Source organism: Mesorhizobium sp. RCC_202 (genome assembly GCF_041355295.1).
Taxonomy (GTDB): Bacteria; Pseudomonadota; Alphaproteobacteria; order Rhizobiales; family Rhizobiaceae; genus Mesorhizobium.
This window is the reverse complement of sequence record NZ_JBFUPO010000002.1, coordinates 255,934-273,679: the sequence shown is the minus strand read 5'-3', so window position 1 is coordinate 273,679 and position 17,746 is coordinate 255,934. Positions and strand designations below refer to the sequence as shown.

Below are 17,746 nucleotides of genomic sequence, written 5' to 3'. Positions count from 1 at the left end.
TTTTCGGATTCATGCGCTGCCCATCACACTGCGCAAGGCAGGACATCAACATGCGTATCCTGTCGGATGCTTTCATTCCCGAACTGCCCGGACACTACCGGGGCAAGGTCCGCGAAAACTACGACCTCGCGGATGGGCGTCGCATCATCATCGCCACCGATCGCATCAGCGCCTTCGACATCATCCTGGCGTCGATCCCGTTCAAGGGCGAGATCCTTACCCAGACGGCCCGCTACTGGTTCGAGGAAACCGCCGACATCTGCCCGAACCATGTGCTGGAATATCCCGACCCCAACGTCGTGGTCGGTACCAGGCTCGACATCCTGCCGGTCGAGATCGTCGTGCGCGGTTATCTCGCCGGTACCACCAGCACCTCGATCCTGACCCGCTACAAGCGCGGCGAGCGGGATATGTATGGGATCAGCCTGCCGGACGGAATGCGCGACAACGAGAAGCTGGCCGAGGCGATCATCACGCCGACGAGCAAGGCCGCCGATGGCGGCCATGACGAGCCGCTGTCGAAGGCCGAGATCATCGAACAGGGGCTTCTCACGCAGGCGCAGTGGGACACGGTTTCGGGCTACGCCTTGCAACTCTTCGCCCGCGGCCAGGCGCGCGCCGCCGAGCGAGGCCTCATCCTTGCCGACACGAAATACGAATTCGGCACCGACAAGAGCGGCAACATCATCCTCGCCGATGAAATCCATACGCCCGACAGCAGCCGCTACTTGATCGCCGCGAGCTATGAACAGGCCCTGGAGAGCGGCACGCGTCCGGAGAGCTTCGACAAGGACTTCATCCGCTCATGGGTGGTGGCAAGGTGCGATCCTTACAAGGACCCCATCCCTACAATACCGGACGAGGTCATCAAGCAGGCGTCGCGCGTCTACTCGCAGGCCTATGAGGCGATAACAGGCAAGGAATTTATCCCCGATGTTTCCGGGGCGACCGTGCTGGACCGCATCCGCGCGAACCTCAAGCGCTATTTCTGACGGCTCCGGGCTTGAGTCCGGGGCGCGTTGACCTCCAGACGCCGTGACGCTACGGGATCGAGGGCAATCGCTCATGGGGATTTCTGGCATGGTGCATTACGCAGAAGGACGGCCGCTCGGCGATCTCACCTTGAGGACGCTCGCCATGCCCTCCGACGCCAATGCCGCCGGCGACATCTTCGGCGGCTGGGTGATGGCGCAGATGGACCTTGCCTGCGGCATCCGCGCCGCCGAGCGCGCCAAGGGCCGCGTCGTGACAGCGGCGGTCAAGGAAATGTCCTTCGCCAAGGCGATGAAGATCGGCGACACGCTGTGCATCTACACCCATGTCGAGCGTGTCGGCCGCACCTCGATGACGCTCAAGGTCGAAGCCTGGGCGCAACGCTACCTCTCCGACTTGATGGAAAAGGTCACCCACGCCGATTTCGTCATGGTGGCGCTCGACGGCGAGGGCAAGCCGAAGCCGGTCCCGGCCGAGAGCTGATTCTCCAAGGTTGCGGTTTTGTAACAACGCCCGCGCGGGAGATGCGCCGGGCGACATCCGGTGGTTGCCTCCGCACCGGATTGTCCCGGCACTGGAGGAAGACAATGCGTCAACACATGCTGAACGGCTGGCTCCTCGCAGCCTTGCTTGCCCTGGTCTGCCTGCTTGGCGTCACCGCCTATCTGGAGGTCAGGACAGAGCTTCCGCGCGTCGCCTGCATCCACAGCCAAAAGTCCTCCGACAACAAAGTCATGCGAGTCGGAAATTGCGGGGCGGTATGTTGCGGGACGATGATCCCCAACGCCTGACGATTGCCGCTAAAGACGATCCCACAGCGATTATGCGGCTGCGGGCGTTATGCGGATGACGGCTGCAGGTAACTCAATAGAAAATAGAACAAAGGACGCAACTAGCGAATTGCAGTTGCCGTCATGCGGGGATCCTAAACCCCTTGCATCGCAAGGGTTTCAGGCGTGCTGGCCGTCGAATTTCGTACGCGCCGCCTGCACTCGCGCGGTGTTCTTGCGCGCCCATTCGCCGAGCGCCCCGACCGGCACCAGAAGCTCGTGGCCGAGCTCCGTCAGCTCGTAATCCACGCGCGGCGGAATGGTCGGAAACACCTCGCGGGTGACGAAGCCGTCGCGCTCCAGGCCGCGCAATGTGGTGGTCAGCATCTTCTGTGAAATGCCGCCGACGGCTGCGCGCAATTCATTGAAGCGCATCGGTCCGCCGCCCAGTTTGCCGACGACCAGAACCGTCCATTTGTCGCCGACCCGTTGCAGGATTTCCGACACGGCCCGGCAGTCCTCGGTGTTGTGCGGGTGCCTCAGTATCAAAGAAGTGCCTCCTTGCGCGCCAAGTTGTCAGTATCACATATAGCGCCGGTATCCAAACGATACCACAAGTTCCCTAAGGAGAGCCCCCTAATGTCCAAGCCCAAGATCGCCATCGTCGTCGGTTCGACGCGCGCCGCCCGCTTCGCCGACGTACCGACGCAGTGGATTGCCAAGATCGCCAAGGCGCATGCCGACATCGAGGTCGAGATCGTCGATCTGCGCGACTGGCCGCTGCCGTTCTTCGACGAAGTCGCCTCGTCCGCCTGGGCGCCGTCGCAGAACGAAGTGGCGCAGCGCTGGCAGAAGAAGGTCGCCTCGTTCGACGGCTTCATCTTCACCGCCGCCGAATACAATCACGGCCCGACGGCCGTGTTGAAGAACGCCATCGATTACGCCGCCAATGAGTGGAACAAGAAGCCGGCCGGCTTTGTCGGTTATGGCAGCGTCGGCGGCTCGCGCGCCGTCGAGCACCTTCGTCTCGCCGCCGTCGAGCTGCAGATGGCGCCGGTCAAGTCCGCCGTCCATATCGCCTGGGCCGATTTCCTGGCCGTGCGCCAGGGCGAGAAGAAACTCGAGGACATCGAGCACCTGAACCAGGCCGCCACGGCCCTGGTCAACGACGTCGCCTGGTGGGCCAAGGTGCTGAAGGCAGCCCGCGCCGCCGACGCGATCGCCGGCGAAGCCCAGGCCGCCTGAGCTTAATCAGATCGTTCCGTCGGGGCGGCGCTTGCGCCGCCCTTTTTCATTTCAGGAAGCGCAGGGGTCGAGTCACAGCCAGCCGCCCGAGAAGCCGGCGCGGCGCAGGCCTGTGGTGATCGCTGGCACGTCACGCATCAGTTTCCACAGGAAGTCCGACCGGTAGTTCTCGATCATCAGGGCGATCGGTCCCTGGTTGATGCCGACATGGTCCGGCGAGACCCAGCCGCAGGCGCGGCCGTCGTCGGCAGCGATCGTTGGATTGAAGCTTGCAACGAAGCCATAAGGGTTGCCGATGTGCAGGTCCATCTTGTGGAAATGGCGCATTGCCGGCAGCACGATTTCCGGCGCGAAGGGCAGGGAAGCGATCGCCGCCCAGGGCGACAGCGTGCCGTCGTCGGGGCCGAAAGGCGCGCCGCGCGCGCGATAGCCGAAGAAACGGCGGCCGTCGGTGCCACGCGCGACTGGGCCTGGGCCATCGCTGGCGGTCACGCCCCAGCAGTTCTCGCCGTAGCCCACGAACCCCTTCGGATTGCGGATGGCATAATCGCGCTGCAAGTAAGTCGCCTCGCGGCTGTTGTGGAAATAGTCGCTGTCGCGACCCTGCATGAAGGCGTCGCGGATGCCGCGAAAATCGATCCAGATGGGCGAGAACTGATGGATGAAAAGCGGGCCGGCATAGATCAGCTCGCGGCCGTAGATCTTTTTCCAGCTGTAGGTCGACAGCCACGCGGCGTAGCTCTCGGGCGGCAGTGGGTAGGTCGGCGATCCCAGCCCGAGCACGTAGAGGATCAGCGCCTCGTCAAATCCTTCCCAGCGATAACGCAGGAAGCCTTTTTCAGGCCGCCAGCCATGGGTGACGGTCGCGCCGCCATTTTGCGCCCAGCGCCAGTCGGCGCGACGGTAGAGCGCATCGGCCAGCCGGCGGATTTCCAGTTCGGCTTCGTCGTCTTGGTCGAAATAAGCGCCGGCAGCCAGAACGCCTGCCAGCAGAAGTGCGGTATCGACCGTCGACAGCTCGCAATTCCAGACGCGGCGGCCGGTCTCCATGTCGAGGAAATGATAGTAGAAGCCCTTGTAGCCGGTGGCATTCGGCTCCGGCCCGTGCGGCGCATTCCAGAAGAAGCGAAGCGTGGCCAGGGTTCGCTCCGTCGCGGCGGCGCGGTTCATGAAACCGCGCTCGACACCGACCGGATAGGACGACAGGGCGAGCCCAACGGCGGCAATGCTGGCAGGCGAGACCGGTGTGTTGCGGTCGGCGACCAGGCCGTTTTCAGGGTTGGCCTCGTTGAGAAAATACTCAAATGACAGGCGCTGGATGTCCTGGAGCAGCGCGTCGTTCAGCGGGTGTTCGGTCGATGCATCCATGACTGTCGATATAGGGGAACTGCGGCCGCATTTCCCATTCTTGCGGCGCATCAACAATCGGTGAGCAAGGCAAAAGCTGTCGATTGACGGCGATCACGTCCGAGTGACTTGCATAGTGCAACTAACTTGGCTATGAGTCACTTTCATTTTGAAAGAGACCTTCGCCATGGTTGCCAAAACAAGCTTTGAAACACGGCCGTGCCCCATCGCGCGCAGCCTCGACGCCGTTGGCGAGTGGTGGAGCATCCTGTTGCTGCGCGACGCATTCCAGGGCCTGACGCGCTTCGACCAGTTCCAGAAGAGCCTGGAGATTGCGCCCAACATCCTGACGCGGCGGCTGAACAGCCTGGTCGAGCGCGGCCTGTTCGAAAAGCGCGTCTATTGCGAGCGGCCGCTTCGCCACGAATATGTGCTGACCGCCAAGGCGCGAGATTTCCGGCCGGTGCTGCTTTCGCTGCTCGCCTGGGGCAACAAGCATCTCGCACCCGAGGGGCCGAGCCTGGTTGTGGTGGACAAGACCGACGGCCGCTGGGCCGAGCCGGTCATGGTCGACCGCGACAGCGGCAGGGAACTCGACAGCGGCGGCTTCACCATGGCGACCGCGCCGATGGCGAGCGACCGCATGCGACAGCGCTATCGCTTCAGCACGGAAGGCTCTGGACTTCCGCTGAGCGAAAACGGACCGATTGTGAGCGACCAGGACGAGGCTCGCGCCAAATGAACAAGCTGCTTTCCTCGGCCGAGCTGCAGCAGCCGTCGGCCATTCAAGTTCCGCCGCCGGCGCCCAAGTCGCGCCGTAAGCCGCTTCTGATGCTCGGGGCTCTGATCGCGATTGGTGTTGCCGGCTGGTACGGCGTGCAGTGGTGGCAGTTCGGGCGCTTCCTTGTCTCGACCGACGATGCCTATGTGGGCGGCAATGTCACGCCGCTGGCGCCACGAGTCGCCGGGCATATCGACCAGATCCTCGTCGAGGACAATCAGCACGTCGCCGCCGGCCAGCTGGTCATGCGCATCGACGCCAGGCCGTTTCAGGCGGCGCTGGAGCGCGCACAGGCATCGGTGCAGCAGAAGCAGTCGGCGCTCGGCAATCTGCGCGCCCAGATTTCGCTGCAGAACTCGCTGATCGCCCAAGCCGAGGCCGATCTCGAGGCCAAGAGTGCGGCCGCCGTATTTACCGCCCAAGATGCGAAGCGCTACGAGGTGCTTGCCAGCGCCAGGACCGGCTCGCAGCAGGACGCGCAGAAGAGTGCGGCGGCCGACGGCCAGGCGCAGGCATCCGTCACCGCCGGCCGGGCGGCACTCGCCGCATCCCGGCAGCAGCTCGATGTCCTCAACACGCAGATCGAGGAGGCTATCGCCGAAGTCGCGGCCGCCAAGGCGGATTTCGATACGGCCGCGCTCGATCTCGGATTCACGGAAGTTCGCTCGCCGATAGACGGTGTTGTCGGTAACCGGCTGGCGCAGGTCGGCACCTATGTTTCGCCGGGCAGTTATTTGCTGACGATCGTGCCGTCGTCGGGGCTGTGGGTCGACGCCAATTTCAAGGAAGACCAGTTGCGCGATATGAGCGATGGCCAGGCGGCCACCGTCTATGCCGATGTCGCCCCCGACCGGCCGCTGAAGGGCCATATCACCAGCCTGGGCCCGGCGACCGGGGCCATCTTCAGCGTCATCCCGCCGCAAAACGCCACCGGCAATTTCACCAAGATCGTGCAGCGCGTGCCGGTGCGCATCAGCATCGACCCTGAACAGGCGCAGAAAGTCGCCTTGCGGCCTGGACTGTCGACGGTCGTCACGGTCGACACGCGTTCGCACTGAGGCTGCAGCCATGCCGGAGAGCGCCACGCAGGAATCCTTCCTGAAGAGCATTTTGCCCTTCATGGTGATGTGCGTCGGGATGTTCATAGCACTCCTCGACATCCAGATCGTGGCGTCTTCGCTGCAGGATATCGGCGGTGGCCTGTCGGCGGCGCAGGACCAGATCGGCTGGGTCCAGACATCCTATCTGGTGGCCGAGATCATCGTCATCCCGCTGTCGGGCTGGCTGACGAGGGTGTTTTCGACACGCTGGCTGTTCACCATCTCGGCGGCCGGTTTCACGCTGGCCAGCATGCTGTGCGGCTTCGCCTGGAACATCGAAAGCATGATCGTCTTCCGGGCGCTGCAGGGGCTGCTCGGAGCATCGATGATCCCGACGGTGTTCACTTCGTCGTTCCACTATTTCCAGGGTCCCCGGCGCGTCTATGCGGCCGCGGTGGTCGGCAGCATCGCCTCGATCGCGCCGACACTCGGGCCCGTCATCGGCGGTTGGATCACCGATACGTTGAGCTGGCATTGGCTGTTCTACATCAACGTCGTGCCGGGGGTCATCATCACCATCCTCGTTGCAGCTCTGGTCAAGATCGACAAAGCCGATCCGACGTTGCTGAAGGGCGCCGATTATATCGGCATGGCGCTGATGGCAGTCAGCCTCGGCACGGCCGAATATGTGCTGGAGGAAGGCTCGCGCTGGAATTGGTTCGACGACGCAACAATCCGCAACGGCGCGGTCCTTGCCGGGATCACCATGGTTCTGTTCGTCATCCGCAGCCTGACCTATGCGCAGCCGGTGGTGGATTTCCGCGCCTTCGGCAACCGCAATTTCGCCATCGGCTGCTTCCTGTCCTTCATCACCGGCATCGGCATCTTCGCCACGATCTATCTGACGCCGCTGTTCCTGGGTTACGTGCGCGGGTATGACGCGCTGCAGACCGGGCTCGCGGTGTTTTCCACGGGCGTCGCCTCGATGATCGGCGTTCCGGTCTACATCTTCCTCGCCAAACGCTTCGACACGCGCTGGCTGATGATGTTCGGCCTGGCATCCTTTGGCGCGTCGATGTGGAGTTTCAGCGCCATCACCAGCCAATGGGGTTCGGCCGAGCTTTTGATCCCGCAATTGTTCCGCGGCTTCCCGCAGGTCTTTGCCGTCGCGCCGAGCGTCAATCTCGGACTCGGCAGCCTGCCGCCGGAAAGGCTGAAATATGCCAGCGGCCTGTTCAACACGATGCGCAATCTCGGCGGCGCGGTCGGCATCGCCATTTGCGGTGCGATCCTCAACGATCGCACCAACTTTCATTTCCTGACGATCGCCTCGCATCTGACGCCGCAGAACGTGGCCGCGATGCAAGTCTTAAACAATGTCGCGCAGCGCTACGGCCAATTGCCCGGCGCCATCGATGATGGTCATGCCGCGGCGCTGAAGCAGCTCTGGCAATTGGCCTATCGCGAGGCATCGACGATGGCCTACGCCGATGCGTTCCTGGTGATCATGGTCGCCTTCGTCATCGCGACGGCGCTCGTTCCTTTCCTGCGCAACGTGACGCCCAAGGCGCCGCCGCCGGATGCGCATTGAGCAGGACGCTCACCGGCTTGGAGCTTACCACTTCACGCTGAAGCCGACCGAGCCGCCGAAGGCATGGCTGTGGCCGAAATCCTCCAGGCTCGAGCGCGCGAGCAGCTCGCCATGCACGGAATAGCGGTCGTCGGCCCAGCTCAGCGAGCCGCCGATGCCCACACCGCCCCACAGCTGCTGCGGCGTGCTGGTCAACCTGGTGCCTGAGACGTCGACATAGGTGCCGTCCAGAAAGTCGTAATAGAGGTTGGCTATGCCGTAGATATGCGAGCGGCTCGTCCGGCCCGCCTTGTCCTGCCAATCGCTCTCATAGTCTGCGGAAAGGCCAAGGCGGCCGATCAGGCTGTCGCTGCTGCCGTTGGAGACCAAAGCGCCATAGGGATCGGTGAAGCTGTCGAAATCGACCGAGGCATAGCTTAGCTGCGCCTGCGGCGTCAGCGACCAGTTGCCCTGGAGCGCGATCTTCTGTCCGGCTTCGATGCCGAGGCCGTAGCCGAAACCGTTGTTGCCCTCGCTCAGCCTGCTGCCGAGCGTCGCGGAAGAAAGATCGCTGTCGAACCAGGTCAGTTCGGCCTGGGTGTCTACATAAAAACCGTTCTTGCCGTACCAGGTCAGCGTACCGCCGAAGCCATAGCCATTGGTGTCGATCGAGCCGATGCCGAAGGACGAGGAGACATCCGATTTCACCGTGCCGTAGTGGACGGTGAGGCCGCCGACCAGCATGCCGGAGGTGGTCTCGGAGAGCAGCACGTCGAGGCCGGCTTGCAGCCGCCACAGGTCCGCGTCGTAGTCGGTGCCGGTCGTGCTCGTGCCTGGCTCGAACTCGCTGTGCGAGGCCTCGATGCGTCCCCAGATCGGGTTCCCGCCCTGGCTGGCGCCGCCTGTCGCCGACTGGTCGGCGGCAGTCCATGAGCGATTGCCGATGCGTTGTTGCAGCGTGCCGAGCTGGATGAAGCTCTGCAGCCCGCCGGCATAGGCCTCGTAGACCGGCGCGGCCGGCGAGTAGAGCGGCGTGGTCGGCCCGCCCGGATCGACGGGATTGATCAGCGCCGAGCGCAGATACCAGTCGCCGTCGGCCGGCGTGCTGACGCCGTTCTGATAGAGCCGGTAGGCGTAAGCGCCGGCCACCACAGCCTGATCGCCCTCGAAGACATAGTCGCCCTGCAGGTTGAACGTGCCGGCGGAGGCGCCGCCGACATCGATGATCTTGATGCCGTCGACGGTCTGCGCGCCAGCGCCGCCAAGGGCGATCACCTTGACGTTGGCGGTACCCGAGGTGTTGCCGGTGATGATAAGCTTGTCAGTGGAAGAGATGTCGCCGTCGAGCATCGCCTCGATCTCGACCGTGCCGCCGGCGCCGGTGAAATTACCCTGGATGGTGAGCTACCCGATCGAGTTGCCTGGCGCGATGACGCCGCCGGCCTGTAGCGTCGTGTTGCCGACCGTGCCGTTGCCGCCGAGCGCGCCGCCACTCAGGACGGTCACCGCGGAGTTGGCGAGGGAGCCGTTGACCGAAAGCTTCCCGGCCTCGATCGTCGTCGCGCCGCTCAGCGTATTGATGCCGGTGAGGTTGAGATTGCCGGCGCCCGTCTTGGTGAGCGTGCCAGTGCCGTCGATGATGGCGGAGAAGGTTGCATCGGCCGGCTGGTTGAAGACCAAAGCCGCGTTATCAAGGATGTTGCCGGTTCCGAAGCTCGTCGCCTGGCCTATCAGCGTGCCGGTCGAGATCGTGGTGCCGCCGCTGTAGGTGTTCGTGCCGGAAAGCACGAGCGTGCCGGAATCGGTCTTCACCAGACCGCCGGTTCCGGCGATCTCCGCGGCGATTGTCGCCGTCACGGCGGCGTCGGTCCTGATCGTCGTGGCGGCGGTGTTGGTGGTGAGCGTGTCGCCGTCGATCACATAGCCGTCAGTCATGAACTGCATGCCGGTGAAGCCGACCGTGCCGGCGGAATCGTCGACCGTGACGGTGCCGGCCTGACCGGCGAACACCGCGAAATCCTGCCCCCACTTGCCGTTGATCGCGCCGTCGGCTTCCGTCCAGTTGCGGTTCGTCGCATGCCATACGCCGTCACCGCCGCTGATCGTGCCATCATCATGCAGCGCAGCGTTGCCGCCATCCCAGAAGCCCAGCGTCACGCCGGCGCTGGAGATCAGGTTCACCTCGCCGGCGATGCTGGTCTGCACGAAGAGCTGGGACGGATCGACGCCGGCAGGCAGGCTGCCCAACACCAGCCCATTGTCGGTAAAGGCGCCGCCATAGTCCATCAGCCGGTAGACGCCAGGGCCGAAGCCGCCGACATCGGTGACATTCAGCGTGCCGTCGAGAGTGAGATCACCGTTGACCACGATCAGGTCGTTGACGCCGTTGCCGACCGTCCCGGCAACGCCGAGCTCGTAGTCGAGTTTCGCGCCTGCGTTGAGCGTCAGCGAACCGACCGTGAGCGTGCCATGGCTGTCGCCCGGCGCGATTGTGCCATCCACCGTCACCGGCCCGCTGACGGCTGTATTTCCGAGCGAACCATCGACGCGCAACCTGCCTGCATTCACCGTCGTTGCGCCGGTATAGGTGTTCATGCCTGAGAGCGTGAGCGTGCCGTCGCCCAGCTTGGCAAGAGAGCCGCCGGTGCCCGAGATCGAGCCTGAGAACGCGGTGCTGGTGTCGCCGCCGATCGTCAATTTCCTGTCGCCGAGATTCACATTGCCGGCGCCCGATAACGAGCCGATCGTCTCGTCATCGCTGTCTATCCCCGTAAAGATCGATGAAATAGGGGGTCGTGCGAGCGACAGCGTGGCGCCGGCGGCCACCGTCACCGCTGAGGCGTCGGGAATGGAGTCGATCCCGGTACCGACCGCATAGAGCGTCCCGGCCAGGATTTGTGTCGCGCCTTGATAGCTATTGTTGCCGGCCAGCACCTGGCGGTAGGCACCGTTCTTGACGAAGCCGCCGGTTCCGGTGATGCCGCCGTAGAACAGCGCGGTCGTGTTGGCGAAATTCGTGCTGGTCGTGAGGTCGCCGACAAGCTCCACCGTGCCGGCATCTCCAGAGAGCGTGCCGATGGTCTCGTTGTCGAGGACGCGGAACACACCGGCCTGGGCAATCACGGCAGACTGGTCGCCGATCGCGTTGCCGCCTTCGGCCTCGAGGGTCCCGCCCAGAATTCGCGTGCCGCCGGTATAGCTGTTGTTGCCCGACAAGGTCAGCGTGCCGGCGCCGGTCTTGGTGAAAAGGCCGCTGCCGCTGATGACGCCCGTCAGGCCAAGGTCGGCATCGGTCTGGAACGTGCCGTTGCCGGTCAGGGTGACATTGCGGCTGCTGGTGAAGGCGGACGTCGTCTGCAGCCCGCCGCCGTTGAAGGTCAGGCCGCCGGAAGCGGCGCCGAGATTGGTGTCGGCGGAGACAGAAAGCACGCCATTGGAGATCGTGGTTCCACCGCCATAGGTGTTGGCGCCCGTGAGAACGGTCGTGCCGCTGCCGATCTGACTTACCCCGCCGCTGCCGGAGATGACACCGCCATAGGTGTAGGTGTCGGAGCGGTCGAAGGCCAAAGTGGCGTTGTCGGAGACGTCGCCGATGATCGAGCCGGTGGTGCCGCCATTGCCGATCTGCAGCGTGCCTTGGCTGACCGTCCAGTTCGTGGTGGCCGTGCCGGTGCCGGTCAATGCCCAGGTGCTGGTGCCGGTTTTTTCGAAAAGCTCGAAGTTCCGATATTGAGCCGATGCGCCTATCGACGAGACGTCGAAACTGCTGTTCGTCGAGCCGCCAAGCCGCAGCGTATCGCTGGGGCTCACGTCGCCGGCAAGTACATCGCCAATGATCTGCGAGCCGGCCCAAAGCTCCAGCGTTGCCTTGGAGCCGGTGTTGTTGCCGAACAGGATGGCGGTGGTCGAGCCGGCGCCTGCGCGGATCGTGCCGTTGTTGATGACCGTGACGTTCCAGACCGTGTTTTGATCACGGCCGATCGCCGCCGAGCCATTGCCGCCCTCCAATGTGCCGTAATTGGTTATCGAGACGCCGGGGCCGCGGGCGCGGACCGCGAAATTGCCTGCGCTGTTCCCAGTCAGGTCCGAGCCGCCACGGATCGTGCCGTAGTTGACGAGGGTCGCGGGTTTCGCGGCGGTGCCGGTCATAAAGACGCCGGCGCCGGCATATGCGCCCTGGCTGTTGCCGCCCTGGATCGTGCCGGTGGCATTGTTGATGACCGTCGCGCCCGAGCTGAAGATATTCACGCCGGACCCGTTGTTTCCGAGACCTCCGCTGGTCCCTCCCGTTCCACCTGTGACGGTGCCGTTATTGACGAGAGTCACAACATTCGTGAGCGCAACGCCGATGCCGCCAGAGGCGCCTGCTGCTGCAGCAGCACCGCCGGTAATTACCCCGTTGTTGACCAGCTGCGCGGTGGTACCACCCACCGTTGTTACGCCACTGTCGAAGATCAGGCCGCCACCGGCAGACGTGGCGCCAGATTGATTGGCGCCCGTGATATTACCCGACAAAGTCACCGTTCCGCTTGTAAGGGTTCCGCCGCTGAACCTGACAGTGCCCGGATTGGAGGGCACGGTGGTGCCTGACAGCGTAAAACCCTGTGTGTCGAGCGACAGCGATTTGGTCGGAACCGGCAGAGTATTCGGCGCCGTCACGCCGAAGCTGTTCGTCATCACGATCGACGAGCTTGGGTCGCCGTCGGCATTGGCCGCGTTGATGGCGGCGGTCAGTTGGATCTCGTTGCTGACGAAATAGGTCGCGGCCGGGGCTGTGCCTGGAAGCAGGCACGCGATCGCTAAGCCACTCGCGCCCGCAAGAAGGATCCTGCCCCGAATGCGCCGAAGCGCGCCGCTGCTAGTCTTCATCTGGCGATGCCCCTTGCAATCCGCCGCCAACCCATACCGGTTGCCTGAGGGTCCGGGTGGCGCGCGCCGACCAAAGCGCTAAGAGGTTAATGCGCGGTTTGATTCTTGTCTTGCAGTTGAACTGCCGAAACTGGATTTTTTCCAACAGTTACTTTGAAGCAACATTAGTTGTCGAAATATAAGCAAATAGAAATATAAGGCTTTACTTGAGTATGGATCGCGCCATTGCGCAGACAGGCGGCGTCGCGTCCGAAGCCAGGTCTGAAACACCCTTTGCGGGATTATCAGCGTGCGACCGGTCGATGCCCGTCGGGCAGGCGTGTGGCGATCAGCTTGTCGATGCGGCGGCCATCGAGGTCGACCACCTCGAAGCGCCAGCCTTGCGCGTCGACGCATTCGCCGGTCGTCGGCAGATGATGCAGATGCGACAGCACATAGCCGGCGACGGTCTCGTAGTCGCGGTTTTCCGGCAGGTCGATGCCGAGCACCTCGGCCATCTCGTCGGCCTGCATGTAGCCGGCGAGCAGCCAGGAGCCGTCCTCGCGCTTGACGGCGTTTTCTTCGTCCTCGCCTGCCTCGAGATCCGAGCGGAAGACACCGGTGATCGCCTCCAGCATATCGGCCGGGGTAACGATGCCTTCGAAATGGCCGTATTCGTCATGGACGAGCGCCATCGGCACGTCGGATTCCTTCAGCCGCTGCAACACGTCGAGCGCGTCGGCCTGGTCATGGACGATGGGAGCCGCACGCACATGCTGGCGCGGCTCCAGTGTCTTGCCGTTGAGGATCGCCGCCAGCACGTCGCGCGTCTGTACGACGCCGACCATGGCATCGACATTGCCCTCGCCGGCAGGCAGGCGTGAGTGCTGCGTTTCCATCAAGAGCCGCCTGATGTTCGCCTCATCGGACTGCAGGTTGATCCAATCGACCTCGGTGCGCGGCGTCATCACGGCGCGCACCGCGCGATCGCCAAGGCGCATGACGCCGGCGATCATGCGCCGCTCGTCGGATTCGATGGTGCCGTGATGCTCGGCCTCGGCGACCAGCATCTTGATCTCCTCGTCGGTGACTTTCTCCTCACCCTCGCCGCTCTGGCCGAGCATCCACAGAATGGCGCGGCCGGAAATGTCGAGCAGGAAGACGACCGGCGCCGAAACCTTGGCAAGGATGGTCATCGCCGGCGCCGCCCGCACGGCGACGCGCTCGGGATCCTTGAGCGCGATCTGCTTGGGCACCAGCTCGCCGACGATCAACGAGCCATAGGTGATCAAAGCCACGACGATGCCGACGCCGAGCGGGTCGGCGATGTTTTCGCGGATGCCGGTCGATGCCAGGTACTGCGCCAGCCGCTCGCCCAGAGTGGCGCCGGAAAAGGCGCCGGACAGGACGCCGACCAGCGTGATGCCGATCTGCACCGACGACAGGAATTTGCCGGGATTGGAGCCTAGCGCCAGCGCCCGGCCGGCACCCTTGACGTTGCGGTCGATCATCGCCTTGAGGCGGGCAGGCCGCGACGAGACGATGGCGAGCTCCGACATCGACAGAAGGCCGTTCACACAGATGAGGACGGCCACGATGGCGATTTCAACGTATAGCATGGCGGGTCAATAGCATTGCTGCAGTGCATTCGAAAATAGCCCGCCGGTATTTTTGAAAGATGACAGGTTTGGCTGCCTGACACGTCGGCTGTCAAAGGAATTGTCCGGTAGACGCGTGGTCAAGGTGGCGGGCCATTCGCGCCCGGCGCCGGGGCACCAAAGGCACCACGTTAAAAATCAATGGGATAGAGCGGAACCATTATCAAATGATATGGTTAGGGTAGCTTGCGGGGAACGACACATTGGCGCTCGGACCGAAACATGGCCTTGTCCAGAAGCTTCTGGAGGAGACCGGCATTACCGAGGCGCAAGCGTTTGAATTGGTTTCGCTGCTCGGGTTGAACTGGTCGTCTTTGATCAGGGAAGCGAAAGCCCTGAGGGACAGTTCGAAACCGCCGGAACAACCTTAGAGCAGTTCAGTGTTGATAGAATCGCTGACCCGCTCTAACTCTTTGTTTTTACGTAATTTCGGACGGAAAGCCGCTGCGCACTTTTTCCTGAAATTGCTCTAGGCATCACTGCGACTGCTTCAAGACGCCGATGACGGCCATGCCGTCGGTGAAATAAGGATCGCCGCCGCCGTTGCGTCCCGTTTTGGTGGCGCCGATCCCCGGTATTTTGCTGGTCGATGCCAGCAGGCCGACTGCGTTGAGGTCGCCGATCAGGAAGTCGCGTTCGGCATCGATGTCGGCACCGATGTGATGCGTGACGGCGCCGGTTTCATGACTGAGGCCGACGCCGCGATCGAAACTGGCGGCGCCCAGCCAGAGCGGGCGGCCGTCATCGCCAACCGTATCCGTCCGCCAGAAGCGGACGTGGTGACGGCGGTCGGCGCTGTCGCCGATCGGCTTTTCGAAGGCAACGTCCTGGGCGCGGCCCTCGAACAGCAGGCGGCTCATCGGCGCATCGGGGTAGGGGCGGGAAAACAGGACGCTCTCGCCGATGTCGATCGCCGTCTTCAGCGTGACGGCGTCGGCGGTGTCCCAGCCGGCGACGGCGAAGGCGTGGACGATTTCCTTTTCGCTGCCGACCAGGCCGACATTGATCGGGTCGCCGGGAATGCCTTGCGGCGTGTGCGTCACCATCTCGAAAGGCCGGGTGCGGAAGCCGCGCTCCCGCCAGGTCCAGAATTCCGGCGCGGCCAGATAGGCCAGCGCCAGGTAGCCGACGCAGAACGCCGCCAGCCAGATGGCCGCCCGCCGCCGTAGGCTTCCTTCACTCACGATAGTGCACTCCCAACACCGGCCACGCCATCAATCTATGCGGCGCTGGACGCGTCGAGCAAAGCCAACTGTTTGCGATCAGCGGCAGGCGCGGTAGCCGCTCTTGCGGTTCTTGATATCGAAGTGGAAGTGGTTGCGGTGGTCGTAATTGTAGCCGGGGCCGAGCACCGTGGTGAAATATTCGCAGCCGTCGGCGCGGACATTGTTGAGGAAGCCACGGGTGCGGAAGGCGAACAGGCCGGGCTTGCGCACGTCGATGTCGTCGCCATTGTTGAGCTCGATGCTCATGACGTCGAGCGCGTTGCCCTTGCCGTGCTCGGACAGAACGCCTTCGCCGGCGATGTTGCGGCAGGAATAGCTCGAGCCCTGGTGGATCGTCTTGACGCCGGAGAAGTAGCGCCAGCGGGCGGCCGGCTGCAACTCATTCTTTGTCCAGGCGGCAAAGGTCGCGGCCATGTTGCAGGTCAGCGTCGCGGCCGGCTTCATGGCGACGCTGCCGATCGCTGTCACCTTCACCGGGAAATCGATGCCGCACTGGCCTTCATGGATCGGCTGGATGTCCTGATAGACGACGCCGAGCCGCTTCAACTCGTTACGGCAGTCGATTTCGCTGGCCGGCATTTGCTGCGGCTCCGACAACGGCTCGTCCATGCGCGGATAGGCAGCCTGGGTCAAATAGGGGTTGGACGGGACAAGCCGCTGCATGCCGGAATATTGCGGCGCCGGAGGCACTGCGGCGGTCTGGCTGCCAACATCGACCGCCGGCTGCAGCGCAAAGACGTCGCCCGTCGTGCAGGCCGATACCGTGGCGATGGCGAGGCCCGCGACGGTTACAGCGGCTATCGCGCGTGCACGTCTGCCCTGCCACGCAACGGCAAGCATGGCGCCAAGTCTTCGAGCCATCGAAAGGCATCCTTGTCCCCGAATGGCACAAGGTTAACGGGCAAGAGTAAAGGAAAGATCAGCGGCGTCATTCACGCCTGGGGCCGAATTGCGGCGCTGTTCTGTTCAATTACTGGCAGAAAGTGCCGCCATGACGGCGCGGTTCGAGGTCGAGATGGAAATGCAGCGCATGGTCGGGATCGGCGCCTGGACCGAGCACGGTCTTGAACGGCCCGCAGGCGGCTTTGCGGACCGCGTTGAGGAATTTTGCATCCTTCTCGGGCGGAGCCGGGCCGACTTCGATCTTCTTGCCGTCGGAGAGGGTGAAGGAGGCGATGTCGAGCGCGTTGCCGAAGGCGTGCTCGGATAGTTTCCTGGTGCCGTGGCGTGGCCGGCAGACAAAGGCCGATGCCTGGTCGATCGATTTCAGGTCGGCGCCGAATTCAGCCTTCGCCGCCGGCTGGATGACATCGACGGCAAAGCGGGCGGCGGCCTCGGCCATCGGACAATTGAGCTCGGTTGCCGGTCCGATGGCGACGGATCTGCCGAGCGACTTCAGCACGATCGGGTAGGGGATCGAACAGCCGATTTCGGGATAGCTTTCCGCCTTGTGCTCCTCGAATTCGACGCCAAGCGCGTTCAGCCGCTCGCGACAGGCGATCTCGTCGGCGGGCATTTTCGCGTCGGGCAGGTCGGCCGAGCGCGGATCGGGAAGCATCTTCTCGACATCGGTCGGTTTTTCGGGCGGTTGCGGGGCGACGGCCGGCGGCTCACCCTGCGGTTCTGCGATGTCGGGCTTTTCGGTAGGGATCGGCACCACGCCCGGCGGCTCGGGCTCGCTTTCCGTATCGGTTGACGGCTCCGGAGCTGAGGGTTCGGGCTCCGCCTGCCTCTTCTCAAGGGGCTTTTCAGTAGGGATCGGCACCACGGTCGACGGTTCGGGCAGAGCCCGTTCTTTCTCAAGAGGCTTTTCTGTCGGAATCGGAACCACGGCCGGCGGTTCGGGCTCGCTTTGCGTATCGGTTGAGGGCTCCGGGGCTGACGGTTTGGGCTCGCCCGGCTTTTTATCAAGAGGCTTTTCTTCTTTCCACCGCTCTGGCGGGCCGTCGGTCTTGGGAGCTTTGGTGTTTTGGTCTTCAATCCCAGCGTCGGGTTTCTTTGCCTCTGGGGGACCTGCCTTCGGCATCGAAACACTATCGGGCGAGGGCGGCGGAGCTGGCGTGTCCTTTGTCTTCTTCGGGGCGATATGCCGGTTGGCCCGCGCCTTCAGGTGGTGCTTGCCACGCGGCTTCAGCGGCTGGTCGGCCCGCGGCGTCAGTGGCTGCTCCACCCGCGGTGTCAGCGGCTTGTGACGCCTGTGATGCCTGGCGTCGGCAGAGGTGGCGAACAAGCCGGCCATCACCATGGCCAGCGCCAACACGCACATTC

General features: G+C 63.6%; 15 protein-coding genes. 7 read left to right on the top strand and 8 right to left on the bottom strand.

The window, feature by feature from the left end:
- The first annotated feature begins 50 nt into the window (after positions 1-50).
- The 3 genes from AB6802_RS05545 to AB6802_RS05535 all read left to right on the top strand — a co-directional run bounded on the left by AB6802_RS05545 (position 51) and on the right by AB6802_RS05535 (position 1,784).
- Positions 51-992 (top strand): phosphoribosylaminoimidazolesuccinocarboxamide synthase, encoded by a 942-nt coding sequence (locus tag AB6802_RS05545; RefSeq protein WP_371009015.1) that lies wholly within the window; start codon positions 51-53, stop codon positions 990-992.
- 88 nt (positions 993-1,080) lie between these two features.
- Positions 1,081-1,476 carry an acyl-CoA thioesterase gene (locus tag AB6802_RS05540; protein WP_371009014.1) on the top strand — a complete coding sequence of 132 codons (396 nt, stop codon included), beginning with the start codon at positions 1,081-1,083 and terminating at the stop codon, positions 1,474-1,476.
- Between the two features lie 104 nt (positions 1,477-1,580).
- Positions 1,581-1,784, top strand: a complete 204-nt coding sequence (locus AB6802_RS05535) for a hypothetical protein (protein WP_371009013.1) — start codon at positions 1,581-1,583, stop codon at positions 1,782-1,784.
- A gap of 159 nt (positions 1,785-1,943) precedes the next feature.
- Here AB6802_RS05535 and AB6802_RS05530 read toward each other — a convergent pair whose 3' ends face one another.
- Positions 1,944-2,312 carry a winged helix-turn-helix transcriptional regulator gene (locus tag AB6802_RS05530; RefSeq protein ID WP_371009012.1) on the bottom strand — a complete coding sequence of 123 codons (369 nt, stop codon included), beginning with the start codon at positions 2,310-2,312 and terminating at the stop codon, positions 1,944-1,946.
- A 90-nt stretch (positions 2,313-2,402) separates the two neighbouring features.
- Between AB6802_RS05530 and AB6802_RS05525 the strand changes: the two genes are divergently transcribed.
- Positions 2,403-3,008: an NADPH-dependent FMN reductase gene (locus tag AB6802_RS05525; protein ID WP_371009011.1), complete on the top strand. Its 606-nt coding sequence runs from the start codon at positions 2,403-2,405 to the stop codon at positions 3,006-3,008.
- Between the two features lie 72 nt (positions 3,009-3,080).
- Here the strand turns inward: AB6802_RS05525 and AB6802_RS05520 are convergent, their stop codons facing one another.
- Entirely contained in the window at positions 3,081-4,376 is a 1,296-nt protein-coding gene (locus AB6802_RS05520) for a glucoamylase family protein (RefSeq protein ID WP_371009010.1), read from the bottom strand.
- Positions 4,377-4,542: 166 nt separating this feature from the next.
- Here AB6802_RS05520 and AB6802_RS05515 point away from each other — a divergent pair, with 166 nt between their 5' ends.
- The 3 genes from AB6802_RS05515 to AB6802_RS05505 are packed head-to-tail and all read left to right on the top strand — an operon-like array spanning position 4,543 to position 7,767.
- A complete protein-coding gene (locus AB6802_RS05515; protein ID WP_371009009.1) occupies positions 4,543-5,097 on the top strand; it encodes a winged helix-turn-helix transcriptional regulator in 555 nt (184 codons plus the stop codon).
- Positions 5,094-6,194, top strand: a complete 1,101-nt coding sequence (locus AB6802_RS05510; RefSeq protein WP_371009008.1) for an HlyD family secretion protein — start codon at positions 5,094-5,096, stop codon at positions 6,192-6,194. The genes AB6802_RS05515 and AB6802_RS05510 overlap by 4 nt, the downstream gene beginning before the upstream one ends.
- A 10-nt stretch (positions 6,195-6,204) precedes the next feature.
- Complete coding sequence (locus AB6802_RS05505) at positions 6,205-7,767, top strand: DHA2 family efflux MFS transporter permease subunit (protein WP_371009007.1); 1,563 nt, start codon at positions 6,205-6,207, stop codon at positions 7,765-7,767.
- A 24-nt stretch (positions 7,768-7,791) separates the two neighbouring features.
- Here AB6802_RS05505 and AB6802_RS05500 read toward each other — a convergent pair whose 3' ends face one another.
- The 6 genes from AB6802_RS05500 to AB6802_RS05475 all read right to left on the bottom strand — a co-directional run bounded on the left by AB6802_RS05500 (position 7,792) and on the right by AB6802_RS05475 (position 17,138).
- Positions 7,792-9,144, bottom strand: coding sequence for an autotransporter outer membrane beta-barrel domain-containing protein (locus tag AB6802_RS05500; protein ID WP_371009320.1), 1,353 nt, complete (start codon positions 9,142-9,144; stop codon positions 7,792-7,794).
- A 6-nt stretch (positions 9,145-9,150) separates the two neighbouring features.
- Positions 9,151-12,615: a beta strand repeat-containing protein gene (locus AB6802_RS05495; RefSeq protein ID WP_371009006.1), complete on the bottom strand. Its 3,465-nt coding sequence runs from the start codon at positions 12,613-12,615 to the stop codon at positions 9,151-9,153.
- A gap of 284 nt (positions 12,616-12,899) precedes the next feature.
- On the bottom strand, positions 12,900-14,213 hold the full coding sequence (locus AB6802_RS05490; protein WP_371009005.1) for a hemolysin family protein: 1,314 nt from the start codon (positions 14,211-14,213) through the stop codon (positions 12,900-12,902).
- 515 nt (positions 14,214-14,728) lie between these two features.
- Positions 14,729-15,436 (bottom strand): LssY C-terminal domain-containing protein, encoded by a 708-nt coding sequence (locus tag AB6802_RS05485; RefSeq protein ID WP_371009004.1) that lies wholly within the window; start codon positions 15,434-15,436, stop codon positions 14,729-14,731.
- A 78-nt stretch (positions 15,437-15,514) separates the two neighbouring features.
- Positions 15,515-16,318: an extensin family protein gene (locus AB6802_RS05480; RefSeq protein WP_371009319.1), complete on the bottom strand. Its 804-nt coding sequence runs from the start codon at positions 16,316-16,318 to the stop codon at positions 15,515-15,517.
- Positions 16,319-16,448: 130 nt separating this feature from the next.
- Positions 16,449-17,138, bottom strand: coding sequence for an extensin family protein (locus AB6802_RS05475; RefSeq protein ID WP_371009003.1), 690 nt, complete (start codon positions 17,136-17,138; stop codon positions 16,449-16,451).
- Positions 17,139-17,746 lie beyond the last annotated feature (608 nt).

What these genes read in the sequence shown, in the direction of transcription:
- AB6802_RS05520 (WP_371009010.1), bottom strand. Translation starts at nt 4,376, where the DNA reads ATGGATGCATCGACCGAACACCCGCTGAACGACGCGCTGCTCCAGGAC.
- AB6802_RS05495 (WP_371009006.1), bottom strand. Translation starts at nt 12,615, where the DNA reads ATGAAGACTAGCAGCGGCGCGCTTCGGCGCATTCGGGGCAGGATCCTT.
- AB6802_RS05535 (WP_371009013.1), top strand. Translation starts at nt 1,581, where the DNA reads ATGCGTCAACACATGCTGAACGGCTGGCTCCTCGCAGCCTTGCTTGCC.
- AB6802_RS05490 (WP_371009005.1), bottom strand. Translation starts at nt 14,213, where the DNA reads ATGCTATACGTTGAAATCGCCATCGTGGCCGTCCTCATCTGTGTGAAC.
- AB6802_RS05510 (WP_371009008.1), top strand. Translation starts at nt 5,094, where the DNA reads ATGAACAAGCTGCTTTCCTCGGCCGAGCTGCAGCAGCCGTCGGCCATT.
- AB6802_RS05540 (WP_371009014.1), top strand. Translation starts at nt 1,081, where the DNA reads ATGGTGCATTACGCAGAAGGACGGCCGCTCGGCGATCTCACCTTGAGG.
- AB6802_RS05545 (WP_371009015.1), top strand. Translation starts at nt 51, where the DNA reads ATGCGTATCCTGTCGGATGCTTTCATTCCCGAACTGCCCGGACACTAC.
- AB6802_RS05505 (WP_371009007.1), top strand. Translation starts at nt 6,205, where the DNA reads ATGCCGGAGAGCGCCACGCAGGAATCCTTCCTGAAGAGCATTTTGCCC.
- AB6802_RS05525 (WP_371009011.1), top strand. Translation starts at nt 2,403, where the DNA reads ATGTCCAAGCCCAAGATCGCCATCGTCGTCGGTTCGACGCGCGCCGCC.
- AB6802_RS05515 (WP_371009009.1), top strand. Translation starts at nt 4,543, where the DNA reads ATGGTTGCCAAAACAAGCTTTGAAACACGGCCGTGCCCCATCGCGCGC.
- AB6802_RS05480 (WP_371009319.1), bottom strand. Translation starts at nt 16,318, where the DNA reads ATGCTTGCCGTTGCGTGGCAGGGCAGACGTGCACGCGCGATAGCCGCT.